The organism is Stenotrophomonas sp. 05L414_2, assembly GCF_056397905.1.
On record NZ_JBFTOJ010000023.1, the window covers coordinates 1 to 16,861 of the forward strand.

At 65.0% G+C, this 16,861-nt stretch carries 11 protein-coding genes; 9 read left to right on the forward strand and 2 right to left on the reverse strand.

All coding sequences use genetic code 11. From position 1 onward, the window contains the following. Window positions 1-58: 58 nt before the first annotated feature. Window positions 59-1,078 (forward strand): citrate synthase, encoded by a 1,020-nt coding sequence (locus AC1DJN_RS05245; RefSeq protein ID WP_478038952.1) that lies wholly within the window; start codon window positions 59-61, stop codon window positions 1,076-1,078. Window positions 1,079-1,757: 679 nt separating this feature from the next. After that, window positions 1,758-2,858 (forward strand): hypothetical protein, encoded by a 1,101-nt coding sequence (locus AC1DJN_RS05250; protein ID WP_154881016.1) that lies wholly within the window; start codon window positions 1,758-1,760, stop codon window positions 2,856-2,858. A 237-nt stretch (window positions 2,859-3,095) separates the two neighbouring features. Here AC1DJN_RS05250 and AC1DJN_RS05255 read toward each other — a convergent pair whose 3' ends face one another. Beyond that, window positions 3,096-3,869: an AraC family transcriptional regulator gene (locus AC1DJN_RS05255; RefSeq protein ID WP_394122614.1), complete on the reverse strand. Its 774-nt coding sequence runs from the start codon at window positions 3,867-3,869 to the stop codon at window positions 3,096-3,098. Window positions 3,870-4,010: 141 nt separating this feature from the next. On the opposite strand from AC1DJN_RS05255, the gene AC1DJN_RS05260 reads away from it, so the two are divergent. The 7 genes from AC1DJN_RS05260 (at window position 4,011) to AC1DJN_RS05290 (ending at window position 15,933) form a co-directional block, all read left to right on the forward strand. Next, window positions 4,011-4,730 carry an alpha/beta fold hydrolase gene (locus AC1DJN_RS05260; RefSeq protein ID WP_312965705.1) on the forward strand — a complete coding sequence of 240 codons (720 nt, stop codon included), beginning with the start codon at window positions 4,011-4,013 and terminating at the stop codon, window positions 4,728-4,730. A gap of 392 nt (window positions 4,731-5,122) precedes the next feature. Then, the gene (locus AC1DJN_RS05265) at window positions 5,123-5,629 is read left to right on the forward strand and encodes a CS1 type fimbrial major subunit (RefSeq protein WP_025874221.1); all 507 of its coding nucleotides are present in this window, start codon (window positions 5,123-5,125) and stop codon (window positions 5,627-5,629) included. A gap of 49 nt (window positions 5,630-5,678) precedes the next feature. Further along, window positions 5,679-8,402, forward strand: a complete 2,724-nt coding sequence (locus AC1DJN_RS05270) for a TcfC E-set like domain-containing protein (RefSeq protein WP_478038946.1) — start codon at window positions 5,679-5,681, stop codon at window positions 8,400-8,402. A 221-nt stretch (window positions 8,403-8,623) separates the two neighbouring features. Beyond that, window positions 8,624-9,532 carry a CfaE/CblD family pilus tip adhesin gene (locus AC1DJN_RS05275; protein WP_442252298.1) on the forward strand — a complete coding sequence of 303 codons (909 nt, stop codon included), beginning with the start codon at window positions 8,624-8,626 and terminating at the stop codon, window positions 9,530-9,532. 19 nt (window positions 9,533-9,551) lie between these two features. Beyond that, window positions 9,552-10,250: a pilus assembly protein gene (locus AC1DJN_RS05280; RefSeq protein ID WP_478038947.1), complete on the forward strand. Its 699-nt coding sequence runs from the start codon at window positions 9,552-9,554 to the stop codon at window positions 10,248-10,250. 67 nt (window positions 10,251-10,317) lie between these two features. Next, the gene (locus AC1DJN_RS05285; RefSeq protein WP_478013632.1) at window positions 10,318-15,126 is read left to right on the forward strand and encodes an ESPR-type extended signal peptide-containing protein; all 4,809 of its coding nucleotides are present in this window, start codon (window positions 10,318-10,320) and stop codon (window positions 15,124-15,126) included. 69 nt (window positions 15,127-15,195) lie between these two features. Further along, window positions 15,196-15,933 carry a hypothetical protein gene (locus AC1DJN_RS05290; RefSeq protein ID WP_032977004.1) on the forward strand — a complete coding sequence of 246 codons (738 nt, stop codon included), beginning with the start codon at window positions 15,196-15,198 and terminating at the stop codon, window positions 15,931-15,933. A gap of 61 nt (window positions 15,934-15,994) precedes the next feature. Here the strand turns inward: AC1DJN_RS05290 and AC1DJN_RS05295 are convergent, their stop codons facing one another. Then, the gene (locus AC1DJN_RS05295) at window positions 15,995-16,639 is read right to left on the reverse strand and encodes a hypothetical protein (protein WP_033831892.1); all 645 of its coding nucleotides are present in this window, start codon (window positions 16,637-16,639) and stop codon (window positions 15,995-15,997) included. Window positions 16,640-16,861: the final 222 nt, after the last annotated feature.

A 16,861-nucleotide genomic window follows, 5' to 3' on the forward strand; every position in this document is an offset into this window, starting at 1 on the left:
GCTGCTGTATCGCGGCAACCCGATCGAGCAGCTGTCGGAAAAGTCGAGCTACGTCGAAGTGGCCTACCTGCTGATCAACGGCGAGCGCCCGAGCGCCGAGCAGCTGAAGGCCTTCACCGACGAGCTGGCTGCCGAAGCCAACGTCGATGAGTCGATCAACACCCTGATCGGCAGCTTCGCCAAGGATGCCCATCCGATGGCCATCCTGACCGCCGCCATCGCGCAGCTGTCGGGCATCTACCACGCCTCGCTGGACCTGTCCGACGCCGAACAGCGCCGCCAGGCTGCCGTGCGCCTGATCGCCAAGGTGCCGACCCTGTCGGCGCTGATCTACCGCCACGGCAAGGGCCTGCCGGCCAACAAGCCGGATACCTCGCTGGACTACGTCAGCCGATTCCTGAAGCAGACCTTCGAGTCGGCTGATGGCAAGTACGAGCTGAACCAGGACGTGGTCAAGGCACTGGACCTGCTGTTCATCCTGCACGCCGACCACGAGCAGAACGCGTCGACCTCGACCGTGCGTCTGGTCGGTTCGACCGGTGCCAACCCGTATGCGTCGGTCGCCGCTGGCGTCACCGCGCTGTGGGGTCCGGCCCACGGCGGTGCCAACGAAGCCGTGCTGAAGATGCTGGAAGAGATCGGTTCGGCCGACAACGTCGAATCGGCCGTGCTCAAGGCCAAGGACAAGACCTCCGGCTTCCGCCTGATGGGCTTCGGCCACCGCGTGTACAAGAACTTCGACCCGCGTGCCAAGGTCATCGGCGAGATGACCGGCAAGGTGCTCAAGCAGCTGGGCGTGCAGGATCCGCTGCTGGACGTGGCCGTGAAGCTGGAACAGGCCGCGCTGCAGGACGAGTACTTCGTCGCGCGCAAGCTGTACCCGAACGTCGATTTCTACAGCGGCATCATCTACAAGGCGCTGCAGATCCCGACCGAGATGTTCACCGTCATGTTCGCCTTGGGCCGTACCTCCGGCTGGGTCTCGCATTGGCTGGAACAGCAGGTCGACCCGGAAATGAAGATCGRCCGTCCGCGCCAGGTCTACACCGGCCACGACGTGCGCGACTACCAGGGCTGATCGCCTGCGGTAGGTTGTGCTGAAGACGCCCCGCGATTGCGGGGCGTTTTTTTTGCTTCGCTTTTGGTAGATGCCAACCTTGGTTGGCACGCTTTCGGCGCCCGCGAAACATCATCCACGCATGGCGTGGATCTACTGCGCCCCGGCTCCGGTGGGTGCCAACCTTGGTTGGCACGCTTTCGGCGCCCGCGAAACATCATCCACGCATGGCGTGGATCTACTGCGCTCCGGCTTCGGTGGGTGCCAACCTTGGTTGGCACGATTTGGGTGTCCGCGGAACATCATCCACGCAAGGCGTGGATCTACTGCGCCCCGGCTTCGGTGGGGGCCAACCTTGGTTGGCACGATTTSGGCGCCCGCGRAACATCATCCGCGCATGGCGTGGATCTMCTGCGCTCCGGCTTCGGTGGGTGCCAACCTTGGTTGGCACGATTTGGGTGTCCGCGGAACATCATCCACGCATGGCGTGGATCTACTGCGCYCCGGCTTCGGTAGATGCCAACCTTGGTTGGCACGCTTTCCCATCCACGCGTGGCGTGGATCTCCTGCGCCCGGGCGCTTGGCACGATGTTCGCCGCGGCAAGACCGCGTGATTCAAGGGTCTCACCAGCTTCACAAGCGCTCGCGCAGCCTCAGGACGCCAGCTGCACCTGCAGCACTGATACGGAGCGTCCAACCCATGAGTACCCGTTTCGACCTGCCCGAGCGCGATCCACTCGGTCCTGACATCGCCACCGTGGTGGCCACTCCCGTCGTGCCACCGCCCAGCGAAAGCGCGGTGTCCTGGGGCGCCATTTTCGCCGGCGCCGTTGCGGCTGCCGCACTGTCGCTGATCCTGTTGATCCTGGGCGTTGGCCTCGGCCTGTCCTCGGTTTCGCCCTGGTCGTTCGAAGGGGTGTCCAAGGAAACCTTCGGCTGGACCAGCGTCGCGTGGCTGACCTTCACCGCGCTGGCCGCTTCCGGTCTTGGCGGCTACCTGGCCGGTCGCCTGCGCACCAAGTGGACGCAGCTGCACGGTGATGAAACCTACTTCCGCGACACCGCGCACGGCTTCGTGTCCTGGGCTGTGGCGACCCTGCTCACTGCTGGCCTGTTGACCTCGGCCATCGGTGGCGTGCTGGGCGCCGGCGCAAAGGTTGCCGGCGCGACCGCAGGCGCCGCTGCCACCACTGCCGGTGCTGCCGTGGCCGGAGCTGGCAGCGCTGCTGCAGGCGCACCGGAGAGCGACCTCAACTACTGGGTGGATTCGCTGTTCCGCGGGGCCACCACGGCGGGCCCGGACGCTGCCGGTGCACCTCCGGTTGCGCCGGCAGCGGGCGCAGCGCCGGGTACCAGCCCAATGGACCCTGCCGCACCGCCGCCGCCCCCGGCCGCCGCCAGCGTCGGCCCACGTGACGCCCGCACGGCCCCGCCGCCGCCGCGCCCGATGCCGGGCAATGGCCCGATGGGCGACCGCCGCGAAGTCCGTGCCGAAGTGAACCGCATCATCGTCAACAGTCTGCAGGGGGACGGCCTGGACCCGGCCGATACCCAGTACCTGTCGCAGYTGATCGCGCGCGAGACGGGCATGAGCCCGGCTGAAGCGCAGGCCCGTGTGACCGACGTGCAGACCCGCATGCGTGCTGCGCTGGAGAAGGCCAAGAACACCGCCAAGCAAGCTGCCGACGATGCGCGCAAGGCCACGGCCTATGCCGCACTGTGGCTGTTCATCACCCTGCTGATCGGCGCGTTCTTCGCCAGCCTCAGCGCCACCTGGGGCGGCCGTCGCCGCGACCTGTAACCCGCATCTGATGCAAGGAGACCTGCCATGAAAACGCTTCTGCTCTGGTTCTTGGGCGTGCCGATTCCGCTGTTGATCCTGTACGCGATCTTCTTCTGAGATCGTGTCGTTGAGTGAGATCCATCAGGCCGCCGCGAGGCGGCCTGATGCCATCCAGTCGCGCATGGACATTTACAGCGTCGAGCGACGCTCGACCCACGCGCGCAGCGCGCATGACAACCAAGCATCGGCCGAGTACTACGCTTCTGCGTACCGGCTCGGCGAACATCCCAGCACACGCCGGAAGGCAGCAGAAAACGCGCTCGGGCTTGCATAGCCCAGGTCCAATGCCACACGCGTCACCGCCTGGCCCTGTCCCAGCCGCTCGATGGCCACCAGCAGGCACACCTGCTGCCGCCACTCGGCAAAACCCACCCCGGTATCGGCGCGGAACAGGCGCGTGAACGTGCGCCGGCTCATGCCTGCTTCGGCGGCAACGTCATCGAGGCGGACTGCCAGCGAAGGACTGTCGAGCAATGCGCGGCAGACACGTGCGAGGCGTGCATCGGCGGGCAGCGGTGCATGCAGGGAAAGTGTCGGCATCGATGCGATTTCCGCCACCAGCAGCTGCATCAGTTTGCCTGCGCGCCCGTCCTCGTCGTACAGCGGGGGCAGGTCCACCGCCGCCTCCAGCAGCTGCTGCAACAGCGCAGAGACCGCGTACACCCGGCAGTGCTCCGGCAGCGCCACTGCGTCGGCCGCCTCGGCGGAGAGAAAGGCGTTGAGCATCGTCACTGGCCCGCGCATGGTCATCTCATGCGCCAGGCCTGCAGGCACCCAGCAGGCGCGCCGTGGGGGAACCAGCCATCGCCCCTGCGGCGTGGCCACACTGATGGTGCCGCGCGCGGCGAATGCGAACTGCCCGCGCCGGTGGGCATGGCGGGGAAACGCAAATTCGGCGGCGTAGTCGTTCGAGGTGACCACGACATCGCGTGGCAGGTCTTCGTAGGGATCAAGCAGCGAATTGCGCATGGCCCGGATTCTATAGCGATTGACCCGTCATCGACGGTGGGCCGGATCCGCGCTGCCTAGCATCAATGCTCCCCTCAGCTGTAATGGAACCACATGACCAATACTTTCCATCGCGTGGGACACGGACCCCATGCTGTCCTGGTGCTGCACGGCTGGTTCGGCGACGCGCACGCGTTCGAGCCCATCGAGCCATGGCTGTCGCGCGACGACTTCAGCTACATCTTCATGGACTGCCGGGGCTACGGCGGCATGCGCGGTGCACGCGGGGCCTATACCATCGGCGAGATTGCATCCGATGCATTGGATCTGATGGCCGTCCTGGGCCACGAACGCTTCAGCGTGGCGGGTCATTCGATGGGCGGCATGGCCATTGAATGCATGGCGGTGCTTGCGCCGGATCGGGTACACGGCATGGTGGCCATTGCGCCGGTGCCCTGCGGCGGCATTGCCCACGACGCCGCGACGCGAAGCCTGCTTGAAGCGGCAGCGGGGGACGTAGGCGTGCGTCGGACCATCATCGATCGCAGTACCGGCGGGCGGCTGCCAGCGCAATGGCTCGACTGGAAGGCCGCGTATTCGGCGGCACACGCTTCACCTGCAGCATTTGCTGCCTATCTTCCAGCATGGGCGGATACCGATTTCAGCAATGAGATCGTCGGCAAGCATCGGTTGAAGGTGCTGGTGGGCGGGCACGATCCCACCTTCAACCGCGCACTGATGGAGCGCACCTATCTGCGCCGCTACCGGCAGGCCACGATGGAGGTCCTGCAGGATGCCGGGCACTACCTGATGAACGAGACGCCGCTGGCTCTGGTGGCGGCCATGGAATCGTTCCTGAAAGAGGCGTCGGGTTCGGGATGAATGGTTTCTGACACGGGATGTCGTTTCCACATCTTTCGGATCATCACATCCGCGACCAGCGTGACGACCAGCCTGTGGTGCTGCAAGGCACGCTGGTGGCCAGGATTGGCCACCAGTGTTCAGCACGAGCACCCGTGCGTCGATCATGGCTCGACTCTGCAAAGTGCATGTCTCGCAATGAGGTTTGTTGCAAAGACCGGGTGAGGAAATTTGCATAACCCTCAAACATTGAACGCCTTCAAAGAATTTCCTTAACGTTCAGCTATTTAGGAATGGTTGAATGGCCGTCGCAGGGTAGGCGTACCTACCATTCTCTCCGTCGCCCGCCCCCACGCAGGCGGGTGATGCCTCCGCACTGGAGGCCTCATATCCCACCGTCCGAGAGAGACACCATGAACTCCATCCTGAAGAAGGCCGCGCTCGCTGCAGCGCTGGCTACCGTTTCGCTGTCCGCCAATGCATTCGATGCCGACATCAAGGTCTGGGCCAACGTCGATCCGACCCTGGCCCTGCTCAAGGCCGATGGCACTGCGCTGGATTCGGTGGTCAACATGGTCCACAACCCGGTCAGCGGCCTGGTGCCCTGGTCGCAGCAGGTGCGCATCTACTCCAACGATGAAAGCAAGGACATCGAAGTGCGTGTTGGCAGCACCCCGCAGCTGCTCAACACCGATGGTGGCGGCGCGCCGGTGCCGCTGACCGTCAGCCTCAATGGCAGGGCGCTGACCGTGGCGGCGCAGGACTTCTCCGCAACCGACCTGTTCGACGGCGCACTGCCGGGCGCATCGATCCCGCTGGCGCTGCGTATTGCACAGACCGTCCAGGCGCCGATCGCCCGCGGCGGCAGCTACGAAGGCATCGTCACCATCGCCATGCAGCAGAAGACCACCAGCCCGTAAGGCACCCGCGCCGGCCCGCTTGCCGGGCCGGCTGCTTCCGGTAATCCCCATGAATGCTCCCGCACCCGCCGTCACCCGGCTGGCGGTCGCGCTCGCCCTGTCGCTGGCCACACCCCTGGTCGCGGCGCGCGGCGTTCCCGCCGGTTTCGAGGATCTGGTCGAAGGCCAGACCGAACAACTGGAGATCCGTCTGTTCGGTCGTTCGACCGGGCTGGTGCCGGTGCGCGTGACCCTGGAACACGTGCAGCTGGAAACCCCGGCCGAGGCGCTGCAGGCATTGCAGCTGTCCGCCGAAGCGCAGGCTGCGCTGCTGCCGGCCTTGTCGCAGCCGCTGCCGCGCAACAGCCACCTGGCATGCCGTTACGGCGGTGCCAGTGCCGGTTGCGGGTACATCGATCCTCCCCAGGAGCCCACTGCCGTGCGCGCGCTGTATGACGAAGGCGAGGGCGCAGTGCGCCTGTTTGTCGCCCGCCAATGGATCCCCGGCGAGCCGGCTGCCGAGCGCTACCACCAGGTCAGCGCCAATGCCGAGAACGCCTTCCTGCACCAGCACACCTTCAATGTCAGCGGTGGCCGGGGCTACCAGGCGCTGGCCGCGCAGGGCATGGGTGCACTGGGCGTGTTCCAGCGCGGGCACCTGTCCGCCGACTGGACCTTCAGCCAGCAGCACTACCGCGGCGGTCTTGCCAGCCGCCGTTTCCAGCTAGACAACGCCTACTACCGCCATGACCTGGGCCAGCAGCACTACCTGCAGGCCGGGCGCATGGACCGCCGCAACCTGAGCAGCCCGCAGGGCGGCACCTTCAGTTTCAGCATGCTGCCGATGGATCGCTTCCAGGGCCTGCGGCTGGGCACCACGCAGGCCTACGTGGACTCCGCCGCCGCCGTGCAGGCCACGCCCCTCACCGTGCTGCTGGCGCGCGATGCGCGTGTGGATGCGTTCGATGGCGAGCGCCTGTTGCAGACCTTCTACCTGCAGGCAGGCATCAACCAGCTCGATACGCGCCGGTTCCCCATGGGCAACTACACCGTCAGCCTGCGCATCTACGAAGACGGCGTGCTGGTACGCAACGAGGACGCGCCGTTCGACAAGGGCGGTGACTGGACCGACAGCAGCGTGCAGTGGTTTCTGCAGGGGGGCCGCCGCAACGAGCGCCGCAGCGACCGCTTCGACGACGAACTGGCGGCCATGGGCGGCCTGCGCGTGCCGATGGGGCGCAACGTGGCCATGACCGCTGGCATCGCCGATCTGGGCGGTTTCAGCTACGGCGAACTGCGGGTGGACCTGCGCCATGTGTTTGCGACCCAGGAGGTCCGCGCCACCTTCAGTGGCATGCACGGCAGCGATGGCAGCCGTGGCCAGCAGCATCAGCTTTCCTACCGTCGCCGTGCTTCGTGGAATGTGTACCACCAGCGCATGCGCGGCCGTGCCTGCCAGTTCGAGGATGACGCCCGCGACCGGCTCGGCTGCGCCGATTCGCTCAGCGCCTCGATGGCGCTGCCGGTGGCCGGCGGCAACGCCTACGTGGCCTATACGCGCCGCCAGACCTGGCGTGCAGGCACCGTGCGGCCGGGGCTGGATGATGATCCGCTGGCCGGGCTTGACCCGCTGCTGCCGCCGTGGATGCCACAGCCCACGCGCATACCGCAGCTCAGCCGCACCTGGCAGGCCAGCTACAGCCGCAGCCAGCGCTGGGGCGAGTTCAGTGTCTCCAGCCGCATCGGCGTGTGGCAGCAGACCAGCGGCGGTGGACTGCGCGATGGACGTGACCGCGGCATCTACCTCAATTTCAGCCTCAACCGCCTGCAGCACGATGACCGCGGCAGTTCGCAGCGACGCTATGGCGTGGACGTGCGGCAACCACAGCATGCGCGGCCGGACATCAACTACAGCGCCGGGAAGACGCTGCGCCAGGAATACGAGGATCAGTACCGCGAGGTATCGGGCGAACTGCGCGGCAACAACAACGAGCGCTACAGCGCCACGCTGAGTACCCAGCTGCAGAACCGCATCGGCCAGACCGGTGCCACGGTGTCGCGCTACCAGCACCAGGGTGGCAACGAAGTGGCGTACAGCGCCACGCACAGTTCCGGCCTGGCCATCGGCAAGCGCGGCGTGTACTGGGGCGCTGGCGTTGGCGCCGCCGCGGGGCTGGCAGTGCAGGTGGATGACACCGACGACCTGGACCTGAGCGGTGTTGCCGCCGAGCTGCAGGTGGGCGGGCTGCGTCGACAGCGACTGAAGCTGGGCGAGCGCCGGCTGCTGCCGATTTCCGCCTACCAGTCGCACCGCGCTGAAGTGCAGGACGCCAGCGCCCTGGACAGCATCGCCGCCGTGCGCGTGAGCGGTGTGGGCGGCGCGCGTCCGTTGTTCCTGCCACCAGGCCGGCTGGTGCRSATGCCGGTGCCGATYGARGTGACCTACACCTTCATCGGCAACGCCCAGGACATCGCCGGCGCACCGCTGCGCGGTGCCCGCATYCTCAAYGCRCCGGTGCCYGGCACCGGCAGCAATGGAGGTTTCGTGGCCGACTTCCCACGACGCGAGAAGACCCTGTACCTGCTGCAGGACGACCGGTTGCTGCACTGCCCGCTGCAGGTGCGCGAGCGCCGCAGCGTGGTGATGCTGGTAGGCGCCGTGCAGTGCGAGCCGCTGGCCGTGGCCCAGCTGCCGGCCGACATCCGCCACCAGGCACGGGTGACGCGGCTGCTGCAGGAGCAGGCGCTGATCGCCTCCACGCCACAGACCGCAGCAGCGGGAGGTGCGAAGTGAGCCGTCGGTTGTGGTGGGTGATGGCGGTGTTGTGTGGGCTGGTGGTGTTGGTGCCGCGAGCGATGGCGCAACAGCCGCCGGAGACGCATCCGTCGAGCGAGCACCGCGACATCGTGATGAGTTGGGATCGCTCTGCGATGCCGGGAGATATCGAGTTGTGGCCATCCAAAACTGTATTTGGATACGAGGAGCAGGGCACGCTGGGCTACGGTCATATGTTCATGACGTGCAGCTCGAACTCCAGCTCGGAACGCGGAAAGTGCCCGACTAATGACACCTTGGAGGATAGTAGAGGGGCCGTTAGCACAATCCCACTGAGGTTCACGGAAAGTCGCAGCGGTATGGAGGTGGATGTGGAAGTCACCGCTGCCATCCGTCGTATCGACGCTACGTTCGCCTGCAGCTTTGACTACTGGTCCGGGCCGCTCCGGCCAGTCTGGTCTTCCACCACAGGCTCGTGCGCGGGTATTGATCGCGTGGGCACATCCGTCGAGATGAAGCTGACTTCCGGTCAGTTGAGCCAGCTTGTAGCGGGTCACTGGTCGGCCGTATTGGACCTGACGCTACGAATGCCGCCCCACCAGCACCTTGCGGACTACTCGTTCTCCTTCGACTTCACCATCACCGATCACAACGCGGTCTCCATCTACTTCCCGCTTTTCGACCAGGTCAACCCTCACGTTGGCCTGAACCTGCAGTACGACCCGATCGCGCAGACCATCGGCGGGCGTACCCAGCTCGACATGTGCCTGTACGACGGACTTGGCTCGCAGAGCAGCTACCTCGGCGTCACCGTGCGTGACAGCGGCGCGCAACCTCCCGGGCCCTCGGGCTACTCGGTATGGCACGTCGATGGCGGCAGTGATGCCACCCAGCGCGTGGACTACACCGTCACCCTGGATCACAACGGCAGTGCAGTGCCCATGCGCAACGGCGTCGAGCAGTTGCTGCACGGCATCGATACCGCACGACTGCGGCTGGTGTTGCTGCCCGGCATGACGCAGCCGGTGTTCTGCGTGCCTACACCATTGACGCTGGAAACACCGCGCGTGCCGGTCAGCACCAAGCGCCCCGGCTACTACAGCGGCGATCTCAGGGTGGAACTGCGTGTTCCCACCGTCACGCCCTGAACCCCACATGGAGTCCCCGATGAAACCCCTAGTCCGCTGCCTGCTGCCGCTGTCGCTGCTGATGGCGTTGCCTGCCCATGCCAATCTCACCGTGCACCCCATGCGTACGTCGGTGGACGCGAAGAAAGGCGCACAGATACGCATCTACTCGCAGTCCACCCAACCGCAGTACGTGCAGGCATCTATCAAGCGCATCGTCGACCCGGCGGGGGCAGGTGAACAGGAGGTTGAGGTGGAGCCGAATGAGGCCGCCATCGCCATCACGCCGGGAAAGTTCGCCCTCGCCGGTGGCGGCAACCGGCTGATCCGTGTGATTCCGCTGCAGCCGGTCGAAAAGGAAACGGCATACCGCGTGTACTTCGAGGGCGTGCGCGGCCCCGAACGTGCGGACCCGGCAGGCGAGGGTGAGAAGGCCCAGGCCAATGTCGGCGTCAGCCTGGTCTGGGGCGCGCTGGTCAATGTGCTGCCCGCGCAATCGACGATGGACGTGCAGGTGGAGGGAAGCCAACTGCGCAACACCGGCACGGTACGCGTGGGCATCACCAGCATCGCTGACTGCGATGGCGCGCGCTGCACCGCACATGACGTCTCGCGCAGCCTGTATCCCGGCAGCGCGCTGGAACTGCCATTTGCCCTGCAGCCGGGMCACACGCTGCAGMTGCGCTACCGGCTGACCCGCGATGGCTATCGCGAGCACGTGCACAACGTCGCGCTCTGAGTGCATCTCGCCGCTGTGGCTTGGTGCCACAGCGGTTCCTTCTGTTCCGTTTGTTAAGGAGAATCCCATGAACAAGATCTATCGACGGCTCTGGTCCGCCGCCCGCCAATGCTGGGTGGTTGCAAGCGAACTGGTGGCAGCGCGCGGCACGCGCAGGCACACATCGCGTGGTCCCGGACTGGCGCTGGTGCTGGCCATGCTGCCGGCATCGGTCATGGCAGCCACAGCGGGCCATCTCGAAACAGGCGCTGATGAGTGGATGGAAGACGCCCTGTACGCTGCCTTTGGCCCGTTCAACGCAAGCGCCATGCTTGTGCACGAGGATGCCGCCACCGCTCCCAGCGGGCGAGCGTTCTCCCGCGCGAACGCGCTTCCGCTGGCCTACAGCGACTTCGTCCAGCTCGGTTCGTATGCTGGTGCTCTCAACAGGGCAGTCGCGGTCGGCGTATGGGCACACTCCAACAACTACGGCGTGGCACTTGGCTACCAAGCCAATGCCAACGGGCAACATGCGACTGCGCTGGGGCATCAGGCCGTTGCCTGGGAGATTGGCAGCGTCGCGGTGGGTAACGATGCAAAATCCTACGGCTACAACGCGATTGCGCTGGGGAGCGGCGCGCTCGCGGCCGGGCGCAATTCCATCGTGCTTGGGGCGGATTCCAATGACTATGGTGACAATCAGGTATCGGTCGGAAATGGCGGAACGCGACGCAAGATTGTCTATGTCGCCGATGGTGCGGTCGACGCAAACAGCAGCGAGGTCGTGACCGGCAGGCAGTTGCATGCTACGCAGCAGGCGCTGGCCAGCGTACGCCAGAGTCAGACGTTGCTGGCGACGGGGACTGCGCCATCCAGTGCCAATGCCGCCAAGGCAATCGGCAGCCGTGCGCTTGCGATAGGTGTTGAGGCAACGGCTGACGGTGAAGATACACTCGCATTGGGCGGCGGCGCGCGCACGGCACCCGGGTCCGGAGTAGCGCGTATTGCCATTGGCGCAGGTGCCTTCGCTGGCAGCAGCGGCTGGACGGGTGCCGTCGCCTTGGGCGGCAGTGCCAGTTCCACGCATGATGGGGTTGCCATCGGCTATCAGGCCAAGACAAGCACCAACGGTACGGTGGCCCTTGGTCGCGGGGCAATCGCGACGCATGGGAATTCGGTTGCACTCGGCAGCAACTCGGTCACCTCTGGAGCCAACAGCGTCTCGGTCGGAAGTTCCTCCAACAGGCGGAAGATCCAGTACCTGGCCGATGGCGTGATTGCGGCGGGCAGTACCGACGCGATCACCGGCAACCAGTTGCACGCTACCAACGCATTGGTGGCGACCGCGACGTCCAACGCGACGACCGCCAAAACCATCGCCGAAAATGCTCTGGGCACAGCGACGTCCAGTGGCTATATCACAGCAGTGGGCACGGCCATGTCCAACGCCAACAAGGCAGTTGCCAGTGGCACCGGCGCATTCGCTGCGGGCACACAGGCCAAGGCGCAAGGTACCCACGCCAGCGCGTTTGGATTCTCTGCACAGGCGACGGCCACTCAGGCCACCGCACTGGGACGTGAGTCGGCTGCCAGCGGAACGTATTCCACTGCTGTCGGGAACCTCGCCAAGGCAGGCAGCGCCAGTGCGGTAGCTCTGGGAGATCGCGCCAGTGCCACGCACGCCAATGCCGTAGCCCTGGGGGCCGGTTCGGTAACAGCAGGCGCCAATACCATCTCGGTCGGAAATTCCTCCAACAGGCGAAAGATCCAGTACCTGGCCGATGGCGTGATCGCGGCGGGCAGTACCGACGCGATCACCGGCAACCAGTTGCATGCCACCAATCAGGACCTGGCTGCAGCGCAAGCCGCTGCGCAAGAGGCCTTGCGCAGAGCCCGGGCCACGAACAATCTACTTGCCACAGCGGCTGAGGTGAGCGAGGCGAACAAAGCAACCGCGACCGGAAACCTGGCCATGGCGATGGGTAATGCTGCCAAGGGCAATGGCGTGGCAGCAATCGCTCTGGGCAACACGGCCAATGCCGTAGGCACCAATGCAATCGCTGTAGGCAGCGCTTCCAGTGTGACGGCCCACTATGCTGTCGCCCTCGGTGGAAACGCGAAGGCATTGCACGACAATGCGGTGGCCTTGGGCGAGAAGTCCGTGACGACCGGCACCAGCCAGGTCTCTGTTGGCAACGCGACGCTGAAGCGCAAATTGGTAAACGTGGCGGATGCCGCGTTGAGCAACACCAGCACGGATGCAGTAACGGGCAAGCAGCTGTTTGCCGTTGACGAGAAAGTCACTGCAAATCAGTCCCTGCTGACCAGTCATGCCTCGCAGATTTCTGGGCACCAGACGGGTATCGCCGACAACCGGCGCGATCTGGATGCCCTGCGTACCGAGTTCGACAACTTCGATCCCGATCTGGAGGGTGTGGTCCGCTACGCAGCTGACGGCTCCATTGATCTGGACGGCGGCAAGGTGCGGGGTGTGGCAGCGGGGGATATCAGCTCTGCGTCCAGTACCGATGCGGTGAATGGTGGGCAGTTGTTTGCGGCCAACGAGAGAATCCTGGCGCTTGAGAGCGTGGGAAAGTTCGTATCAATCGGTATAGGTGGCAGCCAACGAGCATCGGCCGCAGGAGTGGGGGCAGTTGCAATCGGTGATTCGGCTGAAGCAACCGTCGGTGGTGAAGGTGGAGTCGCGATAGGGGCATTTTCTCGCGCGGTGGGAAAGAACTCCATCGCCATAGGTCGCGCAGCGTACGTTGCTGGAAGTGCAGAAGGTGGCTTTGCATTGGGCGTTGGCACATCCGTCAACGCGAACCGAGGGGTAGCACTGGGCGCGGAAAGTCAGGTGCAGGCGGGAGCAAACAATAGTGTCGCAGTTGGCTATGGCTCAATTGCATCAGAACCTGACACCGTTTCTTTTGGAAATGACAGCATCCGTCGAAGGTTGACCGGCGTTTCTCGAGGACTCGGCGATGCCGAAGCTGTCGCCATCGTCCAGTTGTCTGAATCCCTCTCCACTTTAGGAGGTGGTGCGAGGTTGAGCAGCCAAGGTGGCGTGATAGCGCCCGTCTACAACGTACAGGGTGGTACGCAGAGCAATGTAGGTGACGCCTTGGCTATTCTCGATGGTGCAGTGCTCAGGGCCGATAGTCGCGTAGATGGCGTCGAAGGCCAGCTGCGCGCGACATTCCAACAGTCGCCGTCAACGAGCGCAGATGGAATCGGCCAACTGAACCTGGCTGGTGCGCAGGGCATGATTCTGTCGAATCTCGTCGATGGGCGTATTGATGCGGATAGTCGTGATGCGGTGACTGGCAGTCAGCTGTACGCAGCCAAGCAGGAAATCGCTAGGAACGGAGATGAGATCGAGCGTATGAAGGGCATGTCAGATAAAGGCGTGAGGTATGTTCTTCAGCAAGCACTTGATGAACGAGGAGGGCCGATTGATTTCGCTGGATCGCGATTGACTGGGATTGATTCGGGGGATATCTCATCTGCCTTCAGTACTGATGCAGTTAACGGCAGTCAGCTGTATGTGACTAATCAGCGAATCGCGAGCGTTGAATCGACTCATCGATTCTTCAAAATCGGTCGGGACGATTTGAGTGAGGACGCCAAGGCTGGATCGTTTGGTGTTGCGATTGGTGAATCCGCGCAAGCCACACCTAAGGATGGAGGTGAGGGTGGAACAGCCGTTGGCGCTTTTGCGATTGCTTTGGGCAAGAATTCCGTTGCTCTGGGGAGAGGGGCCTTGGTCGAACAGGGAGCAGATAGCGCATTCGCTCTCGGTGTAGGGTCACGTACGGCTGGTTCTGATAGCGTGGCGCTAGGCGCAGTCACTAGAACAGAAGTCGGTGCGGTCAGGTCCGCCGCCATTGGCATGGGATCCGTTGCCACAGAGGCAGACACGGCATCCTTCGGAAATAGCAGATACCAGCGCCGCCTCGTCAACGTAGCCAACGGCCGCAACGCCAACGACGCCGCCACCATCGGCCAGCTCCGTGGCGCACTGTCTGCCCTCGGCGGCAACATAGACGCCAACGGCAACGTCACAAGCCCCGGCTTCAACGTCCAGGGCCAGCAGCAGAACACCATCAATGAAGCCCTCGCCACGCTCGACTCGGCCGTAGTCACCACCGGGTCTCGTGTCGACCACGTGGAAACCCAGCTCCGCTCGGTGTTCCAGGAATCTCCGTCCGTCCGCAGCGACGGCACCGCCCAGCTCACCCTGGCGGGTGCCAACGGCATGGTCATCTCCAACGTCGCCAACGGCTTGATCGCCGCCGGCAGCCGCGAGGCGGTCAACGGTGGCCAGTTGCATGCCGCGCAGCAGCAGCTCAACGGTCGCATCGATGGCCTGGAGCAGCGCGTGGACGGCCAGCCGCAGGCGCGTGCAATGGCCACGGCATCGGCGGCGCCGACCGAAGAGATCATGCCAAGCCCGGAAGCCAGCGGTTCGCCGCAGGTCGCTTCGGCAGGCGAGGGCGCTTCGCCTGCATCGCAGCCGAAGGCGAAAAAGGATGACTCGCCCGCGCCCACGCCGCAGGTTGATACCGCCGAGCTGGAAAAGATGCTGGCCCGCGCCAACGAGTACACCGATGGTGCGATCAGCAACTTCGAGCGCCGCCTGGACAAGATGGACAAGCGCTTCAACCGCATGGCGGCGATGAGCAGTGCGCAGACGGCCATGGCCATGAACACCGCTGGCCTGGCCACCTACAACCGCCTTGGCGCGGGTGTGGGCTACGCCGAGGGCGAGTCGGCCATGGCGGTGGGTTACCAGCGCGTGCTCAACGACAAGGGCTCAGCCACCTTCAGCCTCAATGGTGCCTTCACCAACAGCGGTGAACGCAGCATGGGCGTGGGTGTGGGCATCGGCTGGTAAGCCATGGCGCCCCGGTGTGGTGCGCGTAACGAGCCCCGCCGCGCCGGGGCCATTGCAGAGGAGGTTGCAATGTATCGCTTCATGAGCCGCTTCATGACCTATCGGCGCTACTACCTGTGGCGCGCCCGCATCCGCTACTTCACCCACGACATGGATACGTGGACGCTGGCCTGCCTGGTGCTGATGGTCTGCATGGGGTTGATGGTGTGGGGGTTCTGGCGCGTGGTGAACGTGCCGCAGCCGCGCATCCATCCGGAGGCCGCAGCCGTGCGGGTGGAGGTGCTGACCGACGAAGCGATCCACCGCATCGTGCTGGTGCGCCACGGCGGCACCACGCCGGGTGATCCCTTCTACAGTGCTGCGGAGATCCGCGGCAGCACCCAGCGAACGCTGCGGGTCCGGCAGACCCTGCAGGATCCGGTGGCGATGAAGCTGCAGGCGGACATGTACGCCGACATCGCCGACTACATCAACGCTACCGGTGCCTGCATGCCGTTTCCTTGCCGCCGCGTGAGTTTCCGCATCGAACAGCTGCAGCGGTCGGGGCACGAGAGTGCGGTACGCAACAAGGCGCTCGCCGAGATCCTGCAGGTGCCGTGGTACCTGGTGCCGAACCTTGATGGCGAACGCACGCGCGTGCGCAGTGGTTGGGCGGATGACTTCCAGGATGTGTATTCGCATGCCTGGAACCTGCATGACCTGCAGAAGATGCATGCGCGCATGATGGCCGAGTACCCGTACCGTGCGGCGGTGCCGTGGCTGGCACGATTGGCAACCCCTGCCCAGGAACAGCTGATCTTCCAGTAGCGCCGGGCCATGCTCGGCTGCTCTTGGCGCAGAGCCGGGCACAGGCCCGGCTCTACCAGGATCAACCGCCGATGTAGGCGGTGATTTCCATCTCGGCCAGCAGCTGCCGCAACTGCGTGGCCGAGGCCCGCCGCATGGGTTTCTCGTCCACCGGCGACAGCGGGGCCTGGCGCAACGCATCGTAGGGCAGGACGGCCAGGTCGAAGGTCAGGTCTTCGGCACTGAACACCCACACCGGCACATCCAGGTTGCGCTCACGGTCCATCCGCAGGCGCCGCGTACGCGATTCGGCGGGGATGCGATGTTCGTCCAGGAAGCGATGCACGGCCTCCGGGTCGTCACTGTGCAGGTGCAATTGCACGGGGCTGTTGGCATCGGCGGTGCCGTCCAGCACCGGTCCGGCCAGGCGCGGCGAAAACCCGTGCAGGAACTCCAGCGCCCGCAACGCGGACTCGCGCCGCCGCTGTAGTTCGCTGCCGTGCTGCGGGCCGGAGAACAGCCGCTGGTACTCGCGCAGGGCCTGTTCGATCTCGACGTTGCGGGGCAGGGAAGCATCGTCGTGGATGCCAAGGCGGCTGGCAGCCTTGAGTTTGGCCTGGTGGAAGTCGCGGATTCCGCCTTCGGCCATCAGCCGGGCGGCTTCGTGGGCGAGGCGATGACGCCGTTCGCGGGTCTGGCTGGCAGCATGCTGGTGAGCGCGGTGCATGCGATGACTCCCTGTTGCGACCTGGCCACAGACTAGCGCAGGCGTGTGACATCTGCGTGGGTATTTCGCACAGGTGCCGCTACGCTCGCCGGGCATGGCCCGGCGCTACCGGGAGAGGGCGCCCGACGGGTGCGGCATGGTAGCGCCGGGCCATGCCCGGCGGATGCATCGGCGCCAACCAAGGTTGGCATCTAGCGGGGTAGCGCCGGGCCATGCCCGGCG

Bases quoted from the DNA above. Each gene is read 5' to 3' on its own strand.
- AC1DJN_RS05275 (WP_442252298.1), top strand. From the start codon at position 8,624: ATGACGTGCAGCTCGAACTCCAGCTCGGAACGCGGAAAGTGCCCGACT.
- AC1DJN_RS05255 (WP_394122614.1), bottom strand. From the start codon at position 3,869: ATGCGCAATTCGCTGCTTGATCCCTACGAAGACCTGCCACGCGATGTC.
- AC1DJN_RS05295 (WP_033831892.1), bottom strand. From the start codon at position 16,639: ATGCACCGCGCTCACCAGCATGCTGCCAGCCAGACCCGCGAACGGCGT.
- AC1DJN_RS05290 (WP_032977004.1), top strand. From the start codon at position 15,196: ATGTATCGCTTCATGAGCCGCTTCATGACCTATCGGCGCTACTACCTG.
- AC1DJN_RS05285 (WP_478013632.1), top strand. From the start codon at position 10,318: ATGAACAAGATCTATCGACGGCTCTGGTCCGCCGCCCGCCAATGCTGG.
- AC1DJN_RS05265 (WP_025874221.1), top strand. From the start codon at position 5,123: ATGAACTCCATCCTGAAGAAGGCCGCGCTCGCTGCAGCGCTGGCTACC.